Origin of the sequence: Amycolatopsis roodepoortensis, from assembly GCF_024628825.1 — a bacterium.
GTDB lineage: Bacteria > Actinomycetota > Actinomycetes > Mycobacteriales > Pseudonocardiaceae > Amycolatopsis > Amycolatopsis roodepoortensis.
Genome location: NZ_CP102415.1, coordinates 5,186,458 through 5,203,961, shown reverse-complemented (window position 1 = coordinate 5,203,961; position 17,504 = coordinate 5,186,458). Strand labels below are relative to the sequence as shown.

Genomic DNA, 17,504 nt, shown 5'->3' with positions numbered 1-17,504 from the left:
CTTATGCCTGTTGCTGCTGCTGTTGCTGGGTGGTGGTCAGCTCGGGACCCTGCTCGGCGACCAGACCGTCCACTTGGGACAGTGCGCCGAGCGCGGGGCGTTCCAGCTCCCGTTCCGCCGTCGAAGACCGCGGCGCCAGCACCCAGGTGTCCTTGGAGCCGCCGCCCTGCGACGAGTTGACGACCAGGCTGCCCTCCGGGAGCGCGACGCGGGTCAGTCCGCCCGGCAGCACGAAGATGTCCTTGCCGTCGTTGACCGCGAACGGGCGGAGATCGACGTGCCGCGGTGCCAGCCTGTCGTCCACTTTGGACGGAACGGTGGACAGCTGCACGACCGGCTGCGCGATCCAGCCGCGTTTGTTCGCCCGGACCTTGCGTTTGAGCGCGGTCAGCTCCGCCTGCGTCGCGTCCGGGCCGAACACGATGCCGTAGCCGCCGGAGCCTTCGACCGGTTTGACCACCAGCTCATCCATATGCCGCATGACGTGGTCGAACTCGTCCGGCAGCCAGCACCGGAAGGTGTCGACGTTGGGCAGCAACGGCTTCTCGTTGAGGTAGTACTTCACCATCTCGGGCACGTAGGTGTAGACGAGCTTGTCGTCGCCGACGCCGTTGCCCACCGCGTTCGCGATCACGACGTTGCCCGCGCGTGCCGCGTTCAGGATCCCGGCCACGCCGAGCACGGAATCCGGCCGGTAGTGCACCGGATCGAGGAACTCGTCGTCGATCCGCCGGTAGATGACGTCGACCTGCCGCTCGCCCTCGGTGGTGCGCAGGTAGACGACGTTGTCACGGCAGAACATGTCGCGGCCTTCGACCAGCTCGACGCCCATCAGCCTGGCCAGCAGCGAATGCTCGAAATACGCGGAGTTGTGCACGCCGGGCGTGAGCACGACGACCATCGGGTCGGCGACGTTCGCCGCGGCCGCCGCCCGTAGCGCGCGCAGCAGATGCGAGGCGTAATCACCGACCGGGCGCACCCGGTGCTGGGCGAACAGGTCCGGGAACACGCGCGCCATCGTGCGGCGGTTCTCCATCACGTACGACACACCGGACGGGTTGCGGAGATTGTCCTCCAGCACCCGGAAGGTGCCCTCCTCGTCCCGCACCAGGTCCACACCGGACACGTGGATGCGGACGCCGTTGGGCGGGTTGATCCCGAACGCTTCGCGCTGGAAATGCTCACACGAGGTGATCAGCCGTCGCGGGAGAACGCCGTCGCGCAGGATCTGCCGGTCGCCGTACACGTCGGCGAGGAAGGCTTCGAGCGCGCGGACCCGTTGCGCCACACCACGTTCGAGTTTGCTCCATTCGGCGGTGGTGATCACGCGCGGTACCAGGTCGAGCGGGAACGGGCGTTCCTGGCCGGACAGCGAGAAGGTGATGCCCTGGTCGACCATGGCCCGGTCGATCGCCGCCGACCGGGACGAGAGATCGGCCGACGTCAGCGCGGAGATCGATTCGTACAGCGCCCGGTACGGCTGGCGGACCGTGCCGTCGGCGGTGAACATCTCGTCGTACGCGCCCGCGTGCGGCCGGGACGGCGAGAGATAGCCGTCGAACTGCGCCCCGGGTTTCGCCGCGCGCCGCGCCGACGTCGTCGTCCGTGGGCGGCGGCCCGCAGGTGGGAGCCGCGGCGCCGGGTTGTTGTTCATGGTCGCCATACTCGCTCACCCTGCCATGCCGGCGCGATACCTCATGCAACGCCCGTGACGGCCGAAACGGCGCTGTAACGTCGCAGTGCTGTGATTGCCGCCGGATGAGTGGCAATATGCGTGCTCTCGACACATGGGAACTACGAGGAGTGACGACGTGGCTCGATTCAAAGCGCTCGCCCTGATCCCGGCGCTCGCCCTGACCGCGGGTGCGCTGTCCGCGTGCGGCGAGGAAGGCGGAACCGCGGCCGGCGGCGTCCAGCTCGTCGCGTCCGGCAAGGTCACCACCTGCACGCACCTGCCCTACCAGCCCTTCCAGGTCAAGCAGGGCGACAAGATCGTCGGTTTCGACGTCGACCTGGTCGATCTGGTCGGCAAGAAGCTGGGTGTCGAGCAGAGCATCGTCGACATCGCCTTCGAGAACATCGAGTCCGGTGAAGCGATGAACAGCGGACAGTGCGACCTCGCCGCCGCGGGCATGACGATCACCGACAAGCGCAAGGAGAAGTTCGACTTCTCCGACCCGTACTTCGAGGCGACCCAGGCGCTGCTGGTCAAGACCGGTTCGCCGATCAAGGACCTCTCGAACGTGGCAGGCAAGAAGATCGGTGTCCAGTCGGCCACCACCGGCGCCGACTACGCCCAGAAGGAGGCGAAGGGCGCCGAGATCGTCACCTTCGACGACCTCGCGCTGCTGGAGCAGGCCGTCAAGAACGGCACGGTCGACGCGGGCGTCAACGACAACGGCGTGCTCTACGACTTCGCGAAGACGAACCCGGACACGACGGTCGTCACCGAGTTCAAGACGAACGAGTTCTACGGCATCGGCGTGAAGAAGGGCAACAGCGCCCTCCTCGGCAAGATCAACGAGGTGCTCAAGGCGTCCGCCGCGGACGGCTCGTACGCGCAGATCTACCAGAAGTGGTTCGGCAAGGCGCCGACCTGGCAGCCGGGCAGCCCGGCCGCCGGTTGATAATCCGTCCCCTGTGGCCGGTGCCCAGCGCACCGGCCACAGGCTTGTCACCACTTGTTTGAGGAGAGAAATGGCTTTGAGCCGCCGCCAGCGACGTTCGGCGTTCCGGACCGGGCAATACGTCCTGCTGCTGGTGATCGTCATCGTGCTCGCGCTGCTGGCCGACTGGAGCAAGATCGGCAAGGCGTTCTTCGATCTCGAAGTCGCCGCCAAGCAGTTCCCGGACGTCATCACGGTCGCGCTGAAGAACACCGTCATCTTCACCGCGCTGGGCTTCGCGCTCGGCCTCGGGCTGGGCCTGTTGCTCGCCCTCATGAGACTTTCGTCGGTCGGCCCGTACCGCTGGTTCGCGCGCGGGTACATCGAATTCTTCCGCGGCCTGCCCGCGTTGCTGATCTTCCTCGCGGTCGGCATCGGCGTGCCGACGGCGTTCAACACGAACCTGCCGCGCAATATCGCGATCATGCTGGCGCTGGGCATCGTGTCGTCCGCGTACATGGCGGAGACCATTCGAGCCGGTATCCAGGCGGTGCCGCGCGGGCAGGTCGAGGCGGCGCGTTCGCTCGGCATGTCGCCCGCCCGCACGATGATCACCGTCGTCATCCCGCAGGCCTTCCGGATCATCCTGCCGCCGCTGGCCAACGAGCTGATCATGCTGACGAAGGATTCGTCGCTGGCGTTCCTGCTCGGCACCACCCCGGCACAGCAGGAGCTCGCGCAGTTCAGCCGTCAGGCGCTGCTGGAGGCCAAGGGCCTGACCCCGATCGTCGTCGCCGGTCTGTGCTACCTGGTCATCACCATCCCGCTGTCGATCCTGCAGCAGCGGCTAGAGAAGAAATACGGAGCCGGAGTGCCCGGCGGAGGAACGGTATGAGCGGCCAGACGATCGTCGAAGTTTCGGGACTGCACAAGGCGTTCGGCGAGCTCGAGGTGCTCAAAGGCATCGACCTGCGGGTCGAGCGCGGCCAGGTCGTCTGCATCATCGGCCCGTCGGGTTCCGGCAAGTCGACGCTGCTGCGCTGCGTCAACCTCCTCGAAGAGCCGCAGCAGGGCAAGATCGTGGTCAACGGCAGCGAGATCACCGATCCGGACGTCGACATCGACGGCGCCCGCACGAAGATCGGCATGGTCTTCCAGTCGTTCAACCTCTTCTCGCACCTGAGCGTGCTCGATAACCTCACCGTCGCGCAGCGCAAGGTGTTGAAGCGCGGCAAGGACGAGGCGGAGCGCGTCGCGCGGGAGAACCTCGCGAAGGTCGGGCTGGCGGAGAAGGAATCCTCGCTGCCGACTCAGCTTTCCGGCGGGCAGCAGCAGCGCGTCGCGATCGCGAGGGCGCTGTCGATGAACCCGGACGTCATGCTGTTCGACGAACCGACATCGGCGCTGGACCCCGAACTGGTCGGCGATGTCCTCGCGGTCATGCGGCAGCTCGCGCAAGAGGGCATGACGATGCTCGTCGTCACGCACGAAATGCAGTTCGCCCGCGAAGTGGCCGACATCGTGCTGTTCATGGACGGCGGCGTCGTCGTCGAGCAGGGCTCGCCCGACCAGGTGATCGGGGACCCGCAGGAGGAACGCACGAAGACATTCCTCTCGCGGGTCCTGAACCCGAACCACCAGGGCTAACGCCCGCGAAGCTCCGACTCCAGCTGGACGACCTTCGAGACGATTTCGTGCGGCCCGGCGCCCATGAGGCTCACCCAGCCCTTGGCGTCCGGGCCGAACACGACGCGGCCGTGTTCGGTGTCCATCCAGCCCGGTGGCCTCTCGACGCGTTTCCGGTTGCCGGCACCGTCACGGATCGCGACGTAAAGCCTGCCGAAGAAGGTGTGCGGCGACCGGATCCACTGGAGGATCTTCTTGGCGTCGCGGATGCTCGGGCTGGTGCCGGTCAGCATTTCGCCCTTCATCAGGACCTGCAGATCGGCTTCCGAACAGTTCAAGGACGGTGTGCGCGCCGGAGCGGCTTCGGGGAGGAGGCCGGTGAACTCCTGCGCCAGCGTGTCCGGCCGCGTCGGTGTCAGGTAGACGACCTTGTCGACCAGAACGACGTTGACCGCTTCCCGGCCACTGCCCGCGGCGCGAACGGTCCGTTCACGCCCCTCGGACTTCACCCACGAGTAGTACTCCACCGCCGGCCGCTGCAGGAAGCGCAGTGTGTCGAGGAATTCGTCGTCGATCCGGCCACGGGTGAGCAGCCCTTGTCCGTCCAATTCGGACTGCGCGGTGGCCGCGAGCTCGCGACGTTCCTCGGGCAGATACCACTGCGCGCCGCGGACGAGCGTCGGATGGATGTCGCCGAGATTATGTTGGTCCAGCAGGGTTTCGTAGGTCTGGAGCGTCAGCTCGACGGGTTTCCGCAGCACGATTACGCGCCGATCACCGGCGGCACCGGCTTGTCCCCGTCGTAACCGCCGAAGAGGGAGTCGCCGTCCTCTTCCTGCAGCGTGATCTTGCGCTGGTGCTCTTCGTCCTCGGCGCCCTTGCCCTTACCGGCACCGGCGCCCATGCCGCCGCCACCCATTCCGGGCGCGCCGGGGCGTCCCGCCGCCGCTGGGCCTCCCGCCGGTGTGCCGCGCATGGCGCCTTCACCGGGCATGGCGGCGCCGACGCCACGACCGGGCCCCATGCTCCCGGGCCCGCCGGTCGACCCACCCGGCCCGAACCCGCCGCCGGGCCCGAAACCGCCGCTGAACCCGCCCGTTCCCGGGCCGAATCCGCTGCCGCCACCACCAGGGCCGCCGGGTCCTGGCCCGAAGTTGGGCGGCCGGAAGTCACCTGGACGCCCCTGCACCCTGTCATCCGCCCAGGACAGCTTCGTCCGATCGTTCGGCTCCGAGGACGGCAACGGTCGTGGGACCTGCGGAACCCTCGGCGCCGGCGGAACCTGCGGCGGCCTCGGCGCCTGATACCCCTCGGCCCCCGGAGGCGCGCTGTAGGAACTCGGCCCGCCGGTGTACCCGCTGGGACCACTGTGCCGCCCCGAGTCGCCGGGCCCGCCACTGAACCCGCTGACCTTGGTCTGCCCGGGATCGATCGGATCCGGCGTGATCGGCCCCGACGAAACGTTCGGATCGTGCGCGGCCGGATAGGCCGGCGCGAGCGACTGCTGCCGCGGCTGAGTGCTCTGGTAATACGGCTCGTAGATCTCGACGTTGTGCTTCGTGTCCGCGTCGAACTTCGCCGCCGCGATCTCGTCGTCACTCGCGCCGATGGACAAGACGTCCTCAGGCCCGCTGTCCCCCGCGCGCTCCTTCTCGACCGGACGCACATTGCCGCGCGTGTAATGGAAAGAAGCGTTCTGGTCGAACATCGACTGACGGGCGCGATCCATGTTCTCGCCCGCGATCTTGGAGGTCGCGATGAGCGGGGCCAAGCCCGCTGTTCCGGAGTCGGCTGCTTTGCCCTTCCAGAAGGAACTGAGCGCGGTTTGGCTCTTCTCTAGAGTGATGCTCATCCTGTGATGGACGTCCATCAAGGTGTGAGAGGCCTGCTGCGCTTTGTCGAGAGTGCCTGTGGTGTCAGGGTTGGCGTTGAGCTTGGTGTAGATCTCCCAGCCGCTGTAGGTCATGGCCTACGCCCCTTTGAGGTTCTTGATCGCCGCCGCCGCTACCTTGGTCGCCATTCCGCAGGGGTCGGAATACGAAGGGTGATCGCTGCCGAGCCGCGGAATGACGGTGTAAACGAGGTCGTCCCGAATGCCGACAGCGAGGGTGCAGGTCCCCGGGCCTTCACCGCCATTCGCGTAGACAACAGCTGGGTACCCGTCAACTTGTTCGACCGGCTTGAAGGTTGTCAAACCTCCGGTCGCGTTCTGTGCGTAGAGAGAACTGAGGCCGTCCTTGTTGCCGGCGACAAGTCCGGCACTGACGGTGTTCGCTCCTTTGGCGAAGATCCAAGCGCATGCTTTGCCCATGGTCAGATTCTCTTGTTCGGAGCGTTCGACCTTGCCGCCGAGTGATTCGACCTCAGCCGTGGGGATAGCCGCACACGGATCGGATTCGAACTGGGCGGTGTTCGCGATCGGATTCGCGACGGCCGGGGCGCCGTTCGCCGGAAGACCCGTCGAGGAAGGAGCGCTGCTCGGCGTGGGCGTGCCGGACTTCTGGTCGCTGCAGCCACTGAGAACAGCAATCGAGCTCAACGCCGCAATGGTCAGGAGCGTGGCCTTGGGTCGCATCAGTCGATCTTTCCAATCTGGCGGAGTGCGTCGATCGCGGCTTGGTCTTGCTCTTGATAAGCGGTCCGTATTTGGATCAAGGTCTCGACGTAGGCGCGGGTGTACTGCTCCGCACCCTGGAGGAAGCTCTTGTATTCGGTGCCGGACTTATTCGCTGCGGCCGTGTAGCCCTGGCTGCCGACCTCATCCCCCGGTGGCTTTATCTGGTCCAGCCATACGGCTTCGTTCTGGGCAAGCCTGAAATCGTCCTTCAGGCAGTCCTCAAGGGACTTGATCACGCTGTCCATGGCTTCCGGGTCGAACTCCCAGCCGCCGTTCGCCGAGGCGGCCGCGAAGTCGGCCTTTGCCTGGCCGGCGCCGAGATTGCGGTAGTCCGGTGGCGGACCAGGCGGTGGCGGTGCCGCGGCGGCGCCCTGGATCAACCCCGAGCCCTGTGGCGGTGCCTGCGGCGGCGTGGTGTTCAGCTGGTCGTAGACCCCTCGAGGGCCGCTTCCCGGTCTGGTCATGTCGTGCCTCCCCGCACGGGCCGCGATGGGGCGCGACCTACCCGTAGTTCCCTACCGACTCCAACCGGTGACGATAGCAGCAGGTAAACCGTTGATCAGCACCTTCGTGAAGATCGCCATCGAAAGATGGTCGCTCGGTCCGATCTGGCGCATTTCGTCCTGGATGGCCCATTGGCTGTCTGGATCGCCGGGCTTAGAAGGAGGCAGACGCGGTATCCCCTCCGGATGAAGCGAGTCGTCGGCGAGCTAAGCGCTGGCGAGGTTCCTGATCGCCGCTGCCGCGACCTTGGTCGCCATCCCGCATGGGTCCAGGTAGGAAGGGTGGTGGTCGGTCAGGCGTGGGATGACGGTGTAGACGAGGTCATCTCGAACACCGACGGCGAGGGTGCAGTTCCCTTTGCCTTCGCCGCCATTGGCGTAGATGACTGCTGGGTACCCATCGACCGGATCGACCGGTTTGAAGGTGGTGAGGCCACCAGTCGCGTTCTGTGCGTAGAGTGCGCTTAGACCGTCCTTGTTCCCAGTGACGAGACCAGCGCTGAGGGTGTTCGGCGCTTCTTGGAAGACCCAGGCGCAGGCGTTCCCCATGGTCAGGTCGTCAACTCGCGTCCTCTTGACCTTGCCGCCGATCGCCTCGATCTCGGCGGTGGGAATGGCGCTGCAAGGGTCCGCCTCGACCGCTGCCGTGGCGGCGATCGGTTTCGCCACCGCCGGAGCTCCATCGGACGGAAGCCGTGGTGCAGACGGCGAACTCGTCGTCGCCGTGCCGGTCACCTGTGTGCCGCAACCGCCGCTCAAGAGCGATGCTGCCGCCGCCAAGACCAAGAAACGCTTCATGTCGTGCCTCCCCGCACGGGCCGCGAAGGGCGCGACCTACCCGTAGTCCGTTGCCGACTGCGGTGAGTGACCGTAGCAGTGAACCACGGAACCGGCGGCCGATCCGGCCAAGATCACCAACGCCGCGAGAAACGGCCTGGTCCGGCACCCGGGGCGGCCGTTCTGCCGTCGCACTCCCGTGGCAGGTTCCGGTCTACTGTCCTGGGCCACTTGCGAATCCCGTGCGTGATCGGCTTCGCTGGTGGTCGAGGAACGACGGGGGAGGGAAGCGAGACGATGCCGGGTTTTCGGCGCAACAACGGGCCGCGTGATCCGGGGGAAGGCGACCAGAACGGCGACACGTCGCTGCCGCCGCTCGACCCGTTCGATCCGAACCCCGACAAGCGGTACGAGGTCCCGGCGTCCGAGCTGATGAAGCCGGGCACGACGGGGCTGCTCCGCTGGCGTCGCCAGGCGACCAACGCGCCGATCGTGCAGGTCGAGGACGCCTACATCACCGGGACGCTCGATCTGCGCGCGGCCGACATCAAGTATCTGTTCCGGTTCGAGCGGTGCCGGTTCGAGCATCCGCCGGACGTCCGTGAGGCGCATCTGCTCGGGCTCGTGTTCCGCAAATGCTGGCTGCCCGGGCTCAAGGCGCGCAATCTCCGCACCCGCAACGACGTCCGCCTCATCCGCAGTGTCGTGCACGTCGACGCCGAGCACGAGATCGAGGAGACCACGGTCCAGCGCGGCGACGATCGCGAGCGCGGGATGCCGAACGCGGCGGTCAACCTCACCGACGCGGTCATCGAGGGATCGGTCGTGCTGACCCGCACGGTGATCACCCATCCGCGCGGCAAGGCGATCCAGGCCGACCGGGTCAACATCGTGGGTGCGCTGCTGGCGTATCGGCTGGTGGCCAACGGGGAAGTCCGCATCCCGGGGATGCGCGCCGGCGGTAACGTCAACTTCTCCGGCGCGACGCTGAACAACCGCGACGGCTTCGCGCTCAACGGGAACGGCATCCACATCGGCGGCAGCCTGCTGTGCGAGGTGGACAACTACGGGCCCGCGGCGCAGCGGAAACGCTTTTCCGCCAGTGGGATCATGTTCCTGCCGAGCGCCACTGTGGACAGTGACATCATTTTGCGTGAGGCCAAACTTTCGGTGAACCAGGCGGGACCGATCGTCGTCGACGCGTGGAAGTCGAACGATCCGTACATCGATCCGCGGCCGGCGCTGGTCGCGGATCGCTCGACGGTCAAGGGGAACCTCGAGCTGAGCGACGGTATGCAGGCGACCGGGACGCTGCGGATGGTCAACGCCAGGATCGGCGGTTCGCTGCGACTGGCGGGCGCCGAGGTCCAGGTCGTCCGCGGGCAGACCCTTCCCTACTACGACCGCGCGATCCACCTCGACGGGACCACGATCGGCGGCGATCTGGAGGCGACGAGCCTGCGGGTGCCGTCCGGGCAGTTGCGCATGGCCGACATCACCGTCGGCGGCAACGTGCTGGCGTGGAACTCGATGTTCCTCCACCCGCGCCGCGACGTCTTTTCCGCGCGGCGCGCGAAGATCGCGGGCAACTTCCAGCTCACCGACGCGACCGTCCAGGGCACCTTGCGGTTGCAGGGCGCCGAGATCGGCGGCAGCGTGAACCTCTTCGGCACGAGCCTGACCGAGCCCGGCGCCCGCACGCGCACCAGTTACTCGCTGGACGTCCGCACCGCGCGGATCGGCCGGGACCTGATCCTCACCGAGAACAAGGAGCGCCCGTTCGTCGCGCAGGGCGGGGTCAACCTCGACGGCGCACAGGTCGCGCGGCGCGTCGACTTCCGCGGCGCGCGGCTCGGTTCCCTGCCACAGCACGGGATCGCGCTCGACGGCAGCGACGTCTCGGCCGACGAGTTCCTGCTCACGCCCGGTGTCCCGCCGGACGGCCGGATCGTGCTGCGGCGCGCGCATTGCGGGACGCTGGGCGACAACGAGGCGTTCTGGGCGTCGGCGAGCGGGATCGAGCTGGAGGATTTCCGTTACGACGCACTGCAAGAGGACATCGCGCTCGACGACGACCGGGCGATCGACCATCGGATCGCGTTGCTGCGCAAGGCGATGGACGGCTACCGCCCGGGGCCGTACGACCAGCTGGCGGCGACGCTGCGCGCGTCCGGTAATGAAGAGCACGCCTCCACGGTGCTGCTGAAGAAACAGCAGTTCCGGTACGAGGCGCTCGCGAAGGGCTTCAAGTTCTTCGGACCCGGTGTGCACGTGTGGAGCTGGTTGCAGCGGTCGATGGTCGGCTACGGCTTCCGTCCGGTGCGCGCGCTCGGCTGGCTGCTGACGCTGCTCGTGCTGGGAAGCCTGTGGTTCGGCCTCGGGGTCGACGACTGCGTCACCAATCCCAAGCTGACGGTGAGCGGGCCGCGGTGCCTGGTCAACCAGGACGACACCGGTCTCCAGTGGAATCCGGTGCTGTACACGATCGACCTCCTGGTCCCGATCGTCGACTTCGGCAACAAGTCGCGCTGGTACATGCACGGCATGGACAACTGGGTCGCGGCCGGGTTCACCGCCTCGGGCTGGGTGCTGGCGACGACGGTCGCGGCCGGTATCAGCCGGATGCTCCGCCGCGACAACTGAGGGTATTTCACATACCCTCAGTACGGAGGTATGTGATGACGCAGCGCAGCGCCACCGGCAAGATCGCGATCGCCGCCCCGCCCGAGAAGGTGTACGCCCTGGTCAGCGACCCGGGCGCGCTCGCGGACATGGCCGAGGAGTACGAAGGGCACCAATGGGTCGGTGCGACGAAGGAGCCCGCCGTCGGCGCCAAGTTCCGCGGCCGCAACCGCCGGGGCTTCCGTCGCTGGAGCACCCTTTCGACGATCACCGACGCCGACGAGGGCAAGCGGTTCGCGTTCGAGGTGACCACGTTCGCCGGTCTTCCCGTCTCGCGCTGGCAGTACGACATCGAGGCGACGGACGACGGTTGCGTGGCCGTCGAAAGCACGTGGGACCGGCGGCCTGCCTGGCTGCGCGGGCCGACGTCGCTGTTCACCGGGGTCTGGAAGCGGGACGACGCCAACCGGGCGAACATCGCCGCGACGCTGGCCAGGCTGAAGGCGGCCGCCGAGTCGCCTCACTCCACGAACCGCGACCAGAACTCGATCTGACGCGGCCCGCCGGGCGGCGGGGTGCCCAGCGGCTGGCCGCAGAAGTCGTGCCGCAGGTATCCCCGCAGGTCGTAGCCGTAATAGACGATGTCGGTCTGATACACCGACAGCACCGGATACCCCTGGCTCCCGGGGATCCCCGGCAGATACCGGTGCCCGCAGACGGGCACCAGCTGAGGGGCGAGCGCCAGATGCGAGCGGGCCCGCGAAAGCGCGTCGGCGAGGTCGATCGGGCGCATGCCCCAGTCCGGCAGCCAGAAGCCGTTGTGTTCGACGTCGTACAGCACGCCGTCGACCGGCCAGTCCAGGCGTTTTCGCAGCTGGTCGGGGTTGCCGCAGCGCCAGTCCGGCCAGCGGTCGCCGATCGGCACCCCGGCGGACAGGAAGGTGCGGTGGTCGGCGGCGAACCGGAAGCCGAAGCGGGCTTCGACGTCGTCGAGCTCGGCCTCGCTCAACCCGGGACGCACGGGTTCGGCCAAGCTCGCCTGGAGGTCGTGTGCCTCCTCGATGGTGAAGGCGTGCTCAACAGTGGACATGTGTTCGAGCCTAAGTCGCGTGACTCGAACACGCCTTCTCTTTTAACACCACTCCCTCATCACCCACATGAGGCTCCTCCCCTGGGGTGAGCTCGCCCTCTCAACGCCTGGACGTCGGAACAGCACGGCCGGGCGTGTAGTTCACTCATGTCGTGACTTCCCCACGAACGCAGTCCCGCGTGCGGGCGCCCGAGCTCGACGGCGACGTGTGGCTCAACACCGGCGGCGAGCGGATCACGCTCGCCGGGCTGCGCGGCCGCGTCGTCCTGCTGGACTTCTGGACCAGTGGCTGCATCAACTGCCTGCACGTGCTGGACGAGCTGCGCCCGCTGGAGGCCGAATTCGCCGACGTCCTGGTGACCATCGGCGTGCATTCGCCCAAGTTCCTGCACGAGGGCGAGGCGGCCGCGATCGAGGCCGCCGTGCGGCGCTACGAGGTGCACCACCCCGTCCTCAACGACCCGAAGATGGCCACCTGGTCGCAGTACGCGGTCAAGGCGTGGCCGACGCTGGTCGTCGTCGACCCCGAGGGTTACGTCGTTCACGTCGCCGCCGGCGAGGGGCACGCCGAGGCGCTGCGCCGGGTGATCGCCGACCTCGTCGCGACCCACGAGGCCAAGGGCACGCTGCGCCGCGGCGGCAGCCCGTACGTCCCGGCCGAGGAGCAGCGCACCGAGCTGCGCTTCCCGAGCAAGGCCGTCACCACCGCCGAAGGCCGCATCCTGGTCGCCGACACCGGCAACCACTCCATCGTCGAGTTCGCGTCCGACGGCGAGACGATCATCCGCCGCTTCGGCAGCGGCCGGCGCGGCGCGCAGGACGGGCCGTTCGACCTGGCGAGCTTCACGGAGCCGTCCGGGATCACCCTGTTGCCGTACGAGGTCGCCGAGCGCGCGGGTTACCACGCCGTCGTCGCCGACACGGCCGGTCACCGCCTGCGCGGTATCGACCTCATCACCGGCGAGGTCTCCACGGTCGCCGGCACGGGCCGTCAATGGCGCGACGGCGTCGACACCGGCAAGGCGCTCGACATCGACCTCACCAGCCCCTGGGACGTCGCCTGGTGGGGCCCGGCGGGCGGCGTCGTGGTCGCCATGGCGGGTAACCACACCCTGAGCGTGTTCGAGCCGGTCTCGGGCAGCATCCGCCGCTTCGCCGGCACGACCGTCGAAGGCCTGCGTGACGGCGACGTCCACGAAGCGTTCTTCGCGCAGACGTCCGGCCTCACGCCCGACGGGCGGAAGCTGTGGCTCGCGGACGCGGAGACGTCGGCCCTGCGCTGGATCCAGCCCGAGGGCGAGACGTTCACCGTGCACACCGCGGTCGGCGTCGACCTGTTCTCCTTCGGTCACGTCGACGGCCCCGCCGACAAGGCGCTCCTGCAGCATCCGCTCGGCCTCGCCGTGCTGCCCGGCGACACCATCGCGATCGCCGACACCTACAACGGCGCGGTCCGCCGCTACGACCCGCTCACCCGCCAGGTCACCACGCTCGCGACCGGTCTCGCGGAACCCTCCGGCCTGCTCGTGCACGACGGCGAACTGCTGGTCGTCGAGTCCGCGGCCAACCGCATCGGGCCGGTGCCGCTCGGTGAGCAGGCGGTGGCCGGGGACGCGCACGCGGTCCGCCGTCCGCCGACCGTGCTGGCGCCGGGTGAGCTGGAGTTCTCCGTCGTCTTCACCCCGCCGCCGGGAGAGAAGCTCGACGACCGGTTCGGCCCGTCGACGCGGCTGGAGATCAGCGCGTCGCCGCCGGAACTGCTCGCCGACGGCGCGGGGGTGGGCACGGACCTGTTCCGCAAGCTCCGCTTCGCCGAGGGCGTCTCCGGCGGTGTCCTGCAGGTCGTCGCGCAGGCCGCCAGCTGTGATGACGGAGGCGAGCACCCCGCCTGCCGCATCACCCGGCAGGACTGGGGCGTGCCGGTGCGGTTCGAAAAGGGCGGAGAAAGCGTGCTGAGCCTGGTCATGGCCGGGGATCCGGGTAAGTAGAGTCGTAGGCGTGTCAGATCGGCCGAAACTCGAGATTCAGATGCTGCAGGACAGGGTGCTCGTGAAGCTGTCCCCCGAGGACGGGGAGCGCCGGAGTTCGGGCGGCATCGTCATCCCCGCCACCGCGCAGGTCGCGCGGCGCCTCGCGTGGGGTGATGTACTGGGCGTTGGCAACAGTGTGCGGAACGTCAAGACCGGTGACCGTGTGCTGTTCAACCCGGACGACCAGCACGAGGTCGAGATCCAGGGCGAGGGGCACCTGGTGATGCGGGAGCGCGACATCCACGCCGTGGCGACCGAACGGACCGAACACGGCACGGGGTTGTACTTGTAGCTCGGCTGCGGGAGGGGTGGGGAGACTTGGCACGCGATGGGCAAGACGACCTGTTCACCGACGACCTCCTCCCGGACTCCGACCAGGACCTGGTGGACGAGCTCTTCGAGGGCGACCGGGTGGTCCAGCCGCCGCCCACGCCCGCGTCGAAGCTCCGCAGGGGGCTCGGCAAGGCCCTCATGGTCACCGGGGTGCTCATGGGCCTCTTCGTGGTCGCGTACGCGGTCGATCTGATCGTCAGCGCCGGGGACGTCCCGCGCGGCGTCACGGTCGCGGGGATCGACGTCGGCGGCCTCACGCACAAGGAGGCCGAGTCGAAGCTCCGCCGTGAGCTGGAGCCCAGGCTGATCGAGCCGGTGCGGGTGCGGGCGGGCGACGTCCGGACGGTGCTGTACCCGACGTCGTCCGGTCTCGGCCTGGACTGGCCGCAGACGCTGGGGCGCGCCGGCCACCAGCCGCTGAGCCCGTACACGCGGCTGATGTCGTTCTTCAGCAGCCGTGAGGTCGGCGTCGTCACCTGGACCGACGCACCGAAGCTCGAAAAAGCTGTCTCGGACCTCGCCGCCACGCAGCTCAACCGCCCGCCGGTCGAAGGGAACATCACGTTCCAGCCCGTCGCGGGCACCGACGGCGGCGTCGTCCCGGCCGCGGTCGAACCGCGGCACGGGCAGGCGCTCGCCGACGTCAAGGAGTCGGTCGCCGCGGTCACCGACCGCTGGCTGAGCGACGAGGGTGTCGAGCTGAGGGTGAACGTCGCGCCCGTGAAGGCGACTTCGCCCGGCGTGCACGCCGCGCTCGTCAAGATCGTCGTGCCCGCGGTCGCGAAGCCGCTCGTCATCCGCGGTGAAGGCAAGGACGCGACGCTGAAGCCGAACACGATCGCGGGGGCCTTCCAGTTCGCCGCACGTGACGACGGCAACCTCGAAGTCCGCATCGACCAGGGCAAACTGCGCGCCGCCGCGCAGCCTCAGCTCAAGGAGACCGAGACCGACGGGGCGGACGCGCAGATCGTCTTCGTCGGCGACCGGCCGGCCGTGCAGCCGTCGAAGGACGCGCGGAAGGTCAACTGGGACCTCACGTTCTCGTCGCTGACCTCGGTGCTCGCGAAGAGCGAGGAGCGGGAGCTGAGGGCGGTCTACGACGCCAGCAGCCCGGCCGTCAGCACCGACGCGGCGAACGTCCTCGGCATCAACGAGATCATCGGCGAATTCACCACCTCGGGCCTGAGCGGACCGGCGATGACGAACGTCCAGGCGTTGGCTGGCCGGGTCTCCGGCGCCATCGTGAAGCCGAACGAGACGTTCAGCCTCGGCGCGCGGTCCGGGGCGAGGACGGCGGACGCGGGCTACGTCCCCGCCCCGGTGAACGAAGACGGCACCGGCCCGGTCGTGGTCGGCGGCGGCGTCTCCCAGCTCGCGACGACGCTCTACAACGCCGCGTACCTGGCGGGCCTTGCCGACGGCGGGCATCTGGAGCACGACCACTATCTCGACCGCTATCCGGTCGCGCGTGACGCCAAGGCGATCAACGCGGACGGCTCACCGGTCGAGCTGCAGATCGTCAACGACGCCCCGACCGGGATCGCGATCCAGGTGCTCCCCGCGAACGGTTCGGTGACCGTGCGGATCTGGGGTACGAAACGGTTCTCGGTGCAGAGCGTCGGCGGCGAGCGGCATTCCTACGTTCCCCAGCCGGTGCAGATGGGGTCGGGACCCGGCTGCGTGCCGGATCCCGGTGCGGCCGGGTTCAGCACGTCGGACACCCGCGTGCTGATCGACGTCGTCACCGGGACGGAGGTCCGCCGCGAAACCCGCAACGCGACCTACTCGCCGCGGGCCACGATCATCTGCGCCTGAGCGCTCATCGCAGCACCATGCAGCCACGCGCCTCGAAGTCCGCGAGCCACGACGGCTCCCGCAACTCCTTGTTCCAGCGCAGATCCAGTTTGTCCAATTTGGACAGCCGGGCGATGGACGACGGCAGCGAGGTCAGCTTGTTCTCGCGCAGATCCAGCTGACGCAATTCGCTCAGCTCCCCGATGGAGGACGGCAAGGAAGTCAGCAGGTTCTTCCGCAGATGCAGTTCGCGTAACGCGGAGAGCGTCCCGATCGACTCCGGCAGTTCGGTCAGCCCGTTGCCGTACAAGCGAAATTCGCGCAACGAGGCCAGCCCGGAGAGGTCTTCCGGGAGCGTCGGGATGCGATTGTCCGTGCAGCCGAGATATTTCAGCCGCCCGAGCGAACAGAGCGCGGCGGGGAATTCGGTGAGCCGGTTGTCGCTCACGTAGAGGTATTCCGTCAGCCCGGCGAGCTCGCCGAGTTCGTCCGGCAGCGCCTGAAGCTCGTTGTGCCCCAGATCCAGCGTGTGCAGATTCCGCAGGGCGCCGATCGCGGGCGAGATGGCGGTGAGCCGGTTGGCGGCCAGATTCAGCACGCGGAGCCCGGACAGCGACCACAGCTCGCCGGGAACGGACGTCAGCCGGTTGTCGTACAGGTCCAGGTGCTCGAGCGAGGACGGGAGGGAGGTGCCGGGCAGGGAGGTCAGCCCCTGGCCACTGAGATCGAGTCGAGTGGTCACAGGGGCCGACCGTAACGGGATCAGGTGACTGTCCGGTGCCCGCCGCCCTTGACCTTCGCGTAGATCGCGGCCGCTCCGATCACGCCGACGATCGCCGCGCCGACCTGGAAGGCGTGGCGGATCCAGTCGATGCCCGCGGTGTCACGGACCCCGAACACACCGGCCAGCCAGTTGCCGATGAAGGCGGCGATGATGCCGACGACGATCGTCAGCCACATCGGGATCTTCTGGTCGCCGGGCGCGATCATCCGGCCGATGACGCCGAGGATCAACCCGACCACGATCGTGGTGATGATGCCCCAAAGGCCACCCAACATGGTTCCTCCTTCGCTGGAGATCGATGAGCCCACGGTGACACCGATTCGGGCTCATCGCGCCTCAAGACCCCTTACCGGGTGACACTGCGCCGTCCGTAGAGGTTCGCGGCCAGGGTCACCCCGATACCGGCGATGACGATCTGGGTGATGAGTTCGAGCCAGTCGAAGCCCTTCGTGTCCGCGTAGCCGAGTCCACGGGCGATCGCCGTACCGATGAAGGCGGCGACGATACCGACGACGATGGTCAGCCAGATCGGGATGGACTGCTTGCCGGGCGCGAAGAACCTGCCGAGCACCCCGAGGATCAAACCGACCACGATCGCCGTGATGATGCCGGTGACTGTCATTGAGACTCCTTTGCCGAGGTCTCCGCCAACGGGCGGACTCAGCACGGAAATTCCCCCGGAGATCCCCCTCGAAACCACGAAGAGCCCCCTCCGGGCCGGA

18 protein-coding genes are annotated in these 17,504 nt (G+C 68.0%); 8 read left to right on the top strand and 10 right to left on the bottom strand.

Annotation, left to right across the window (positions count from 1 at the left end):
- Nucleotide 1: 1 nt before the first annotated feature.
- A complete protein-coding gene (locus tag NQK81_RS24810; protein WP_126736171.1) occupies nt 2-1,663 on the bottom strand; it encodes a circularly permuted type 2 ATP-grasp protein in 1,662 nt (553 codons plus the stop codon).
- A gap of 148 nt (nt 1,664-1,811) precedes the next feature.
- Between NQK81_RS24810 and NQK81_RS24805 the strand changes: the two genes are divergently transcribed.
- From NQK81_RS24805 to NQK81_RS24795, 3 genes are all read left to right on the top strand, one after another.
- The gene (locus tag NQK81_RS24805; RefSeq protein WP_126736170.1) at nt 1,812-2,627 is read left to right on the top strand and encodes a basic amino acid ABC transporter substrate-binding protein; all 816 of its coding nucleotides are present in this window, start codon (nt 1,812-1,814) and stop codon (nt 2,625-2,627) included.
- A gap of 70 nt (nt 2,628-2,697) precedes the next feature.
- Entirely contained in the window at nt 2,698-3,501 is an 804-nt protein-coding gene (locus NQK81_RS24800) for an amino acid ABC transporter permease (RefSeq protein ID WP_063275315.1), read from the top strand.
- On the top strand, nt 3,498-4,253 hold the full coding sequence (locus NQK81_RS24795) for an amino acid ABC transporter ATP-binding protein (protein WP_126736169.1): 756 nt from the start codon (nt 3,498-3,500) through the stop codon (nt 4,251-4,253). Before NQK81_RS24800 ends, NQK81_RS24795 begins: the two co-directional genes overlap by 4 nt.
- Here NQK81_RS24795 and NQK81_RS24790 read toward each other — a convergent pair.
- From NQK81_RS24790 to NQK81_RS24770, 5 genes are all read right to left on the bottom strand, one after another.
- Nucleotides 4,250-4,993 carry an ESX secretion-associated protein EspG gene (locus NQK81_RS24790; protein ID WP_126736168.1) on the bottom strand — a complete coding sequence of 248 codons (744 nt, stop codon included), beginning with the start codon at nt 4,991-4,993 and terminating at the stop codon, nt 4,250-4,252. The two genes, NQK81_RS24795 and NQK81_RS24790, sit on opposite strands and share 4 nt — an antisense overlap.
- Nucleotides 4,994-4,995: 2 nt before the next feature.
- Nucleotides 4,996-6,084 (bottom strand): hypothetical protein, encoded by a 1,089-nt coding sequence (locus NQK81_RS24785; protein WP_257483448.1) that lies wholly within the window; start codon nt 6,082-6,084, stop codon nt 4,996-4,998.
- Nucleotides 6,085-6,201: 117 nt separating this feature from the next.
- A complete protein-coding gene (locus NQK81_RS24780) occupies nt 6,202-6,807 on the bottom strand; it encodes a DUF3558 domain-containing protein (RefSeq protein WP_257483447.1) in 606 nt (201 codons plus the stop codon).
- Nucleotides 6,807-7,313 carry a hypothetical protein gene (locus NQK81_RS24775; protein ID WP_126736165.1) on the bottom strand — a complete coding sequence of 169 codons (507 nt, stop codon included), beginning with the start codon at nt 7,311-7,313 and terminating at the stop codon, nt 6,807-6,809. Before NQK81_RS24775 ends, NQK81_RS24780 begins: the two co-directional genes overlap by 1 nt.
- A gap of 246 nt (nt 7,314-7,559) precedes the next feature.
- Nucleotides 7,560-8,150: a DUF3558 domain-containing protein gene (locus NQK81_RS24770; protein ID WP_257483446.1), complete on the bottom strand. Its 591-nt coding sequence runs from the start codon at nt 8,148-8,150 to the stop codon at nt 7,560-7,562.
- Nucleotides 8,151-8,426: 276 nt separating this feature from the next.
- Here NQK81_RS24770 and NQK81_RS24765 point away from each other — a divergent pair, with 276 nt between their 5' ends.
- Both NQK81_RS24765 and NQK81_RS24760 read left to right on the top strand, forming a co-directional pair.
- Nucleotides 8,427-10,772, top strand: a complete 2,346-nt coding sequence (locus tag NQK81_RS24765) for an oxidoreductase (RefSeq protein WP_257483445.1) — start codon at nt 8,427-8,429, stop codon at nt 10,770-10,772.
- 35 nt (nt 10,773-10,807) lie between these two features.
- Nucleotides 10,808-11,305 (top strand): SRPBCC family protein, encoded by a 498-nt coding sequence (locus tag NQK81_RS24760; RefSeq protein WP_257483444.1) that lies wholly within the window; start codon nt 10,808-10,810, stop codon nt 11,303-11,305.
- Here NQK81_RS24760 and NQK81_RS24755 read toward each other — a convergent pair.
- Nucleotides 11,272-11,841, bottom strand: a complete 570-nt coding sequence (locus NQK81_RS24755) for a hypothetical protein (protein ID WP_126736161.1) — start codon at nt 11,839-11,841, stop codon at nt 11,272-11,274. The two genes, NQK81_RS24760 and NQK81_RS24755, sit on opposite strands and share 34 nt — an antisense overlap.
- A 179-nt stretch (nt 11,842-12,020) precedes the next feature.
- Here NQK81_RS24755 and NQK81_RS24750 point away from each other — a divergent pair, with 179 nt between their 5' ends.
- From NQK81_RS24750 to NQK81_RS24740, 3 genes are read left to right on the top strand one after another with little or no spacing between them, the layout of a single operon-like run.
- Entirely contained in the window at nt 12,021-13,829 is a 1,809-nt protein-coding gene (locus tag NQK81_RS24750) for an NHL domain-containing thioredoxin family protein (protein WP_257489834.1), read from the top strand.
- 40 nt (nt 13,830-13,869) lie between these two features.
- Nucleotides 13,870-14,163, top strand: a complete 294-nt coding sequence (locus NQK81_RS24745) for a GroES family chaperonin (protein WP_007032412.1) — start codon at nt 13,870-13,872, stop codon at nt 14,161-14,163.
- A 26-nt stretch (nt 14,164-14,189) separates the two neighbouring features.
- A complete protein-coding gene (locus tag NQK81_RS24740; RefSeq protein ID WP_257483443.1) occupies nt 14,190-16,019 on the top strand; it encodes a VanW family protein in 1,830 nt (609 codons plus the stop codon).
- A 4-nt stretch (nt 16,020-16,023) separates the two neighbouring features.
- Here the strand turns inward: NQK81_RS24740 and NQK81_RS24735 are convergent, their stop codons facing one another.
- From NQK81_RS24735 to NQK81_RS24725, 3 genes are all read right to left on the bottom strand, one after another.
- Nucleotides 16,024-16,740, bottom strand: a complete 717-nt coding sequence (locus NQK81_RS24735) for a leucine-rich repeat domain-containing protein (RefSeq protein WP_257483442.1) — start codon at nt 16,738-16,740, stop codon at nt 16,024-16,026.
- 20 nt (nt 16,741-16,760) lie between these two features.
- Entirely contained in the window at nt 16,761-17,057 is a 297-nt protein-coding gene (locus tag NQK81_RS24730) for a GlsB/YeaQ/YmgE family stress response membrane protein (protein WP_126736158.1), read from the bottom strand.
- Between the two features lie 71 nt (nt 17,058-17,128).
- Nucleotides 17,129-17,404 carry a GlsB/YeaQ/YmgE family stress response membrane protein gene (locus NQK81_RS24725; protein ID WP_016338181.1) on the bottom strand — a complete coding sequence of 92 codons (276 nt, stop codon included), beginning with the start codon at nt 17,402-17,404 and terminating at the stop codon, nt 17,129-17,131.
- Between the last annotated feature and the right edge of the window lie 100 nt (nt 17,405-17,504).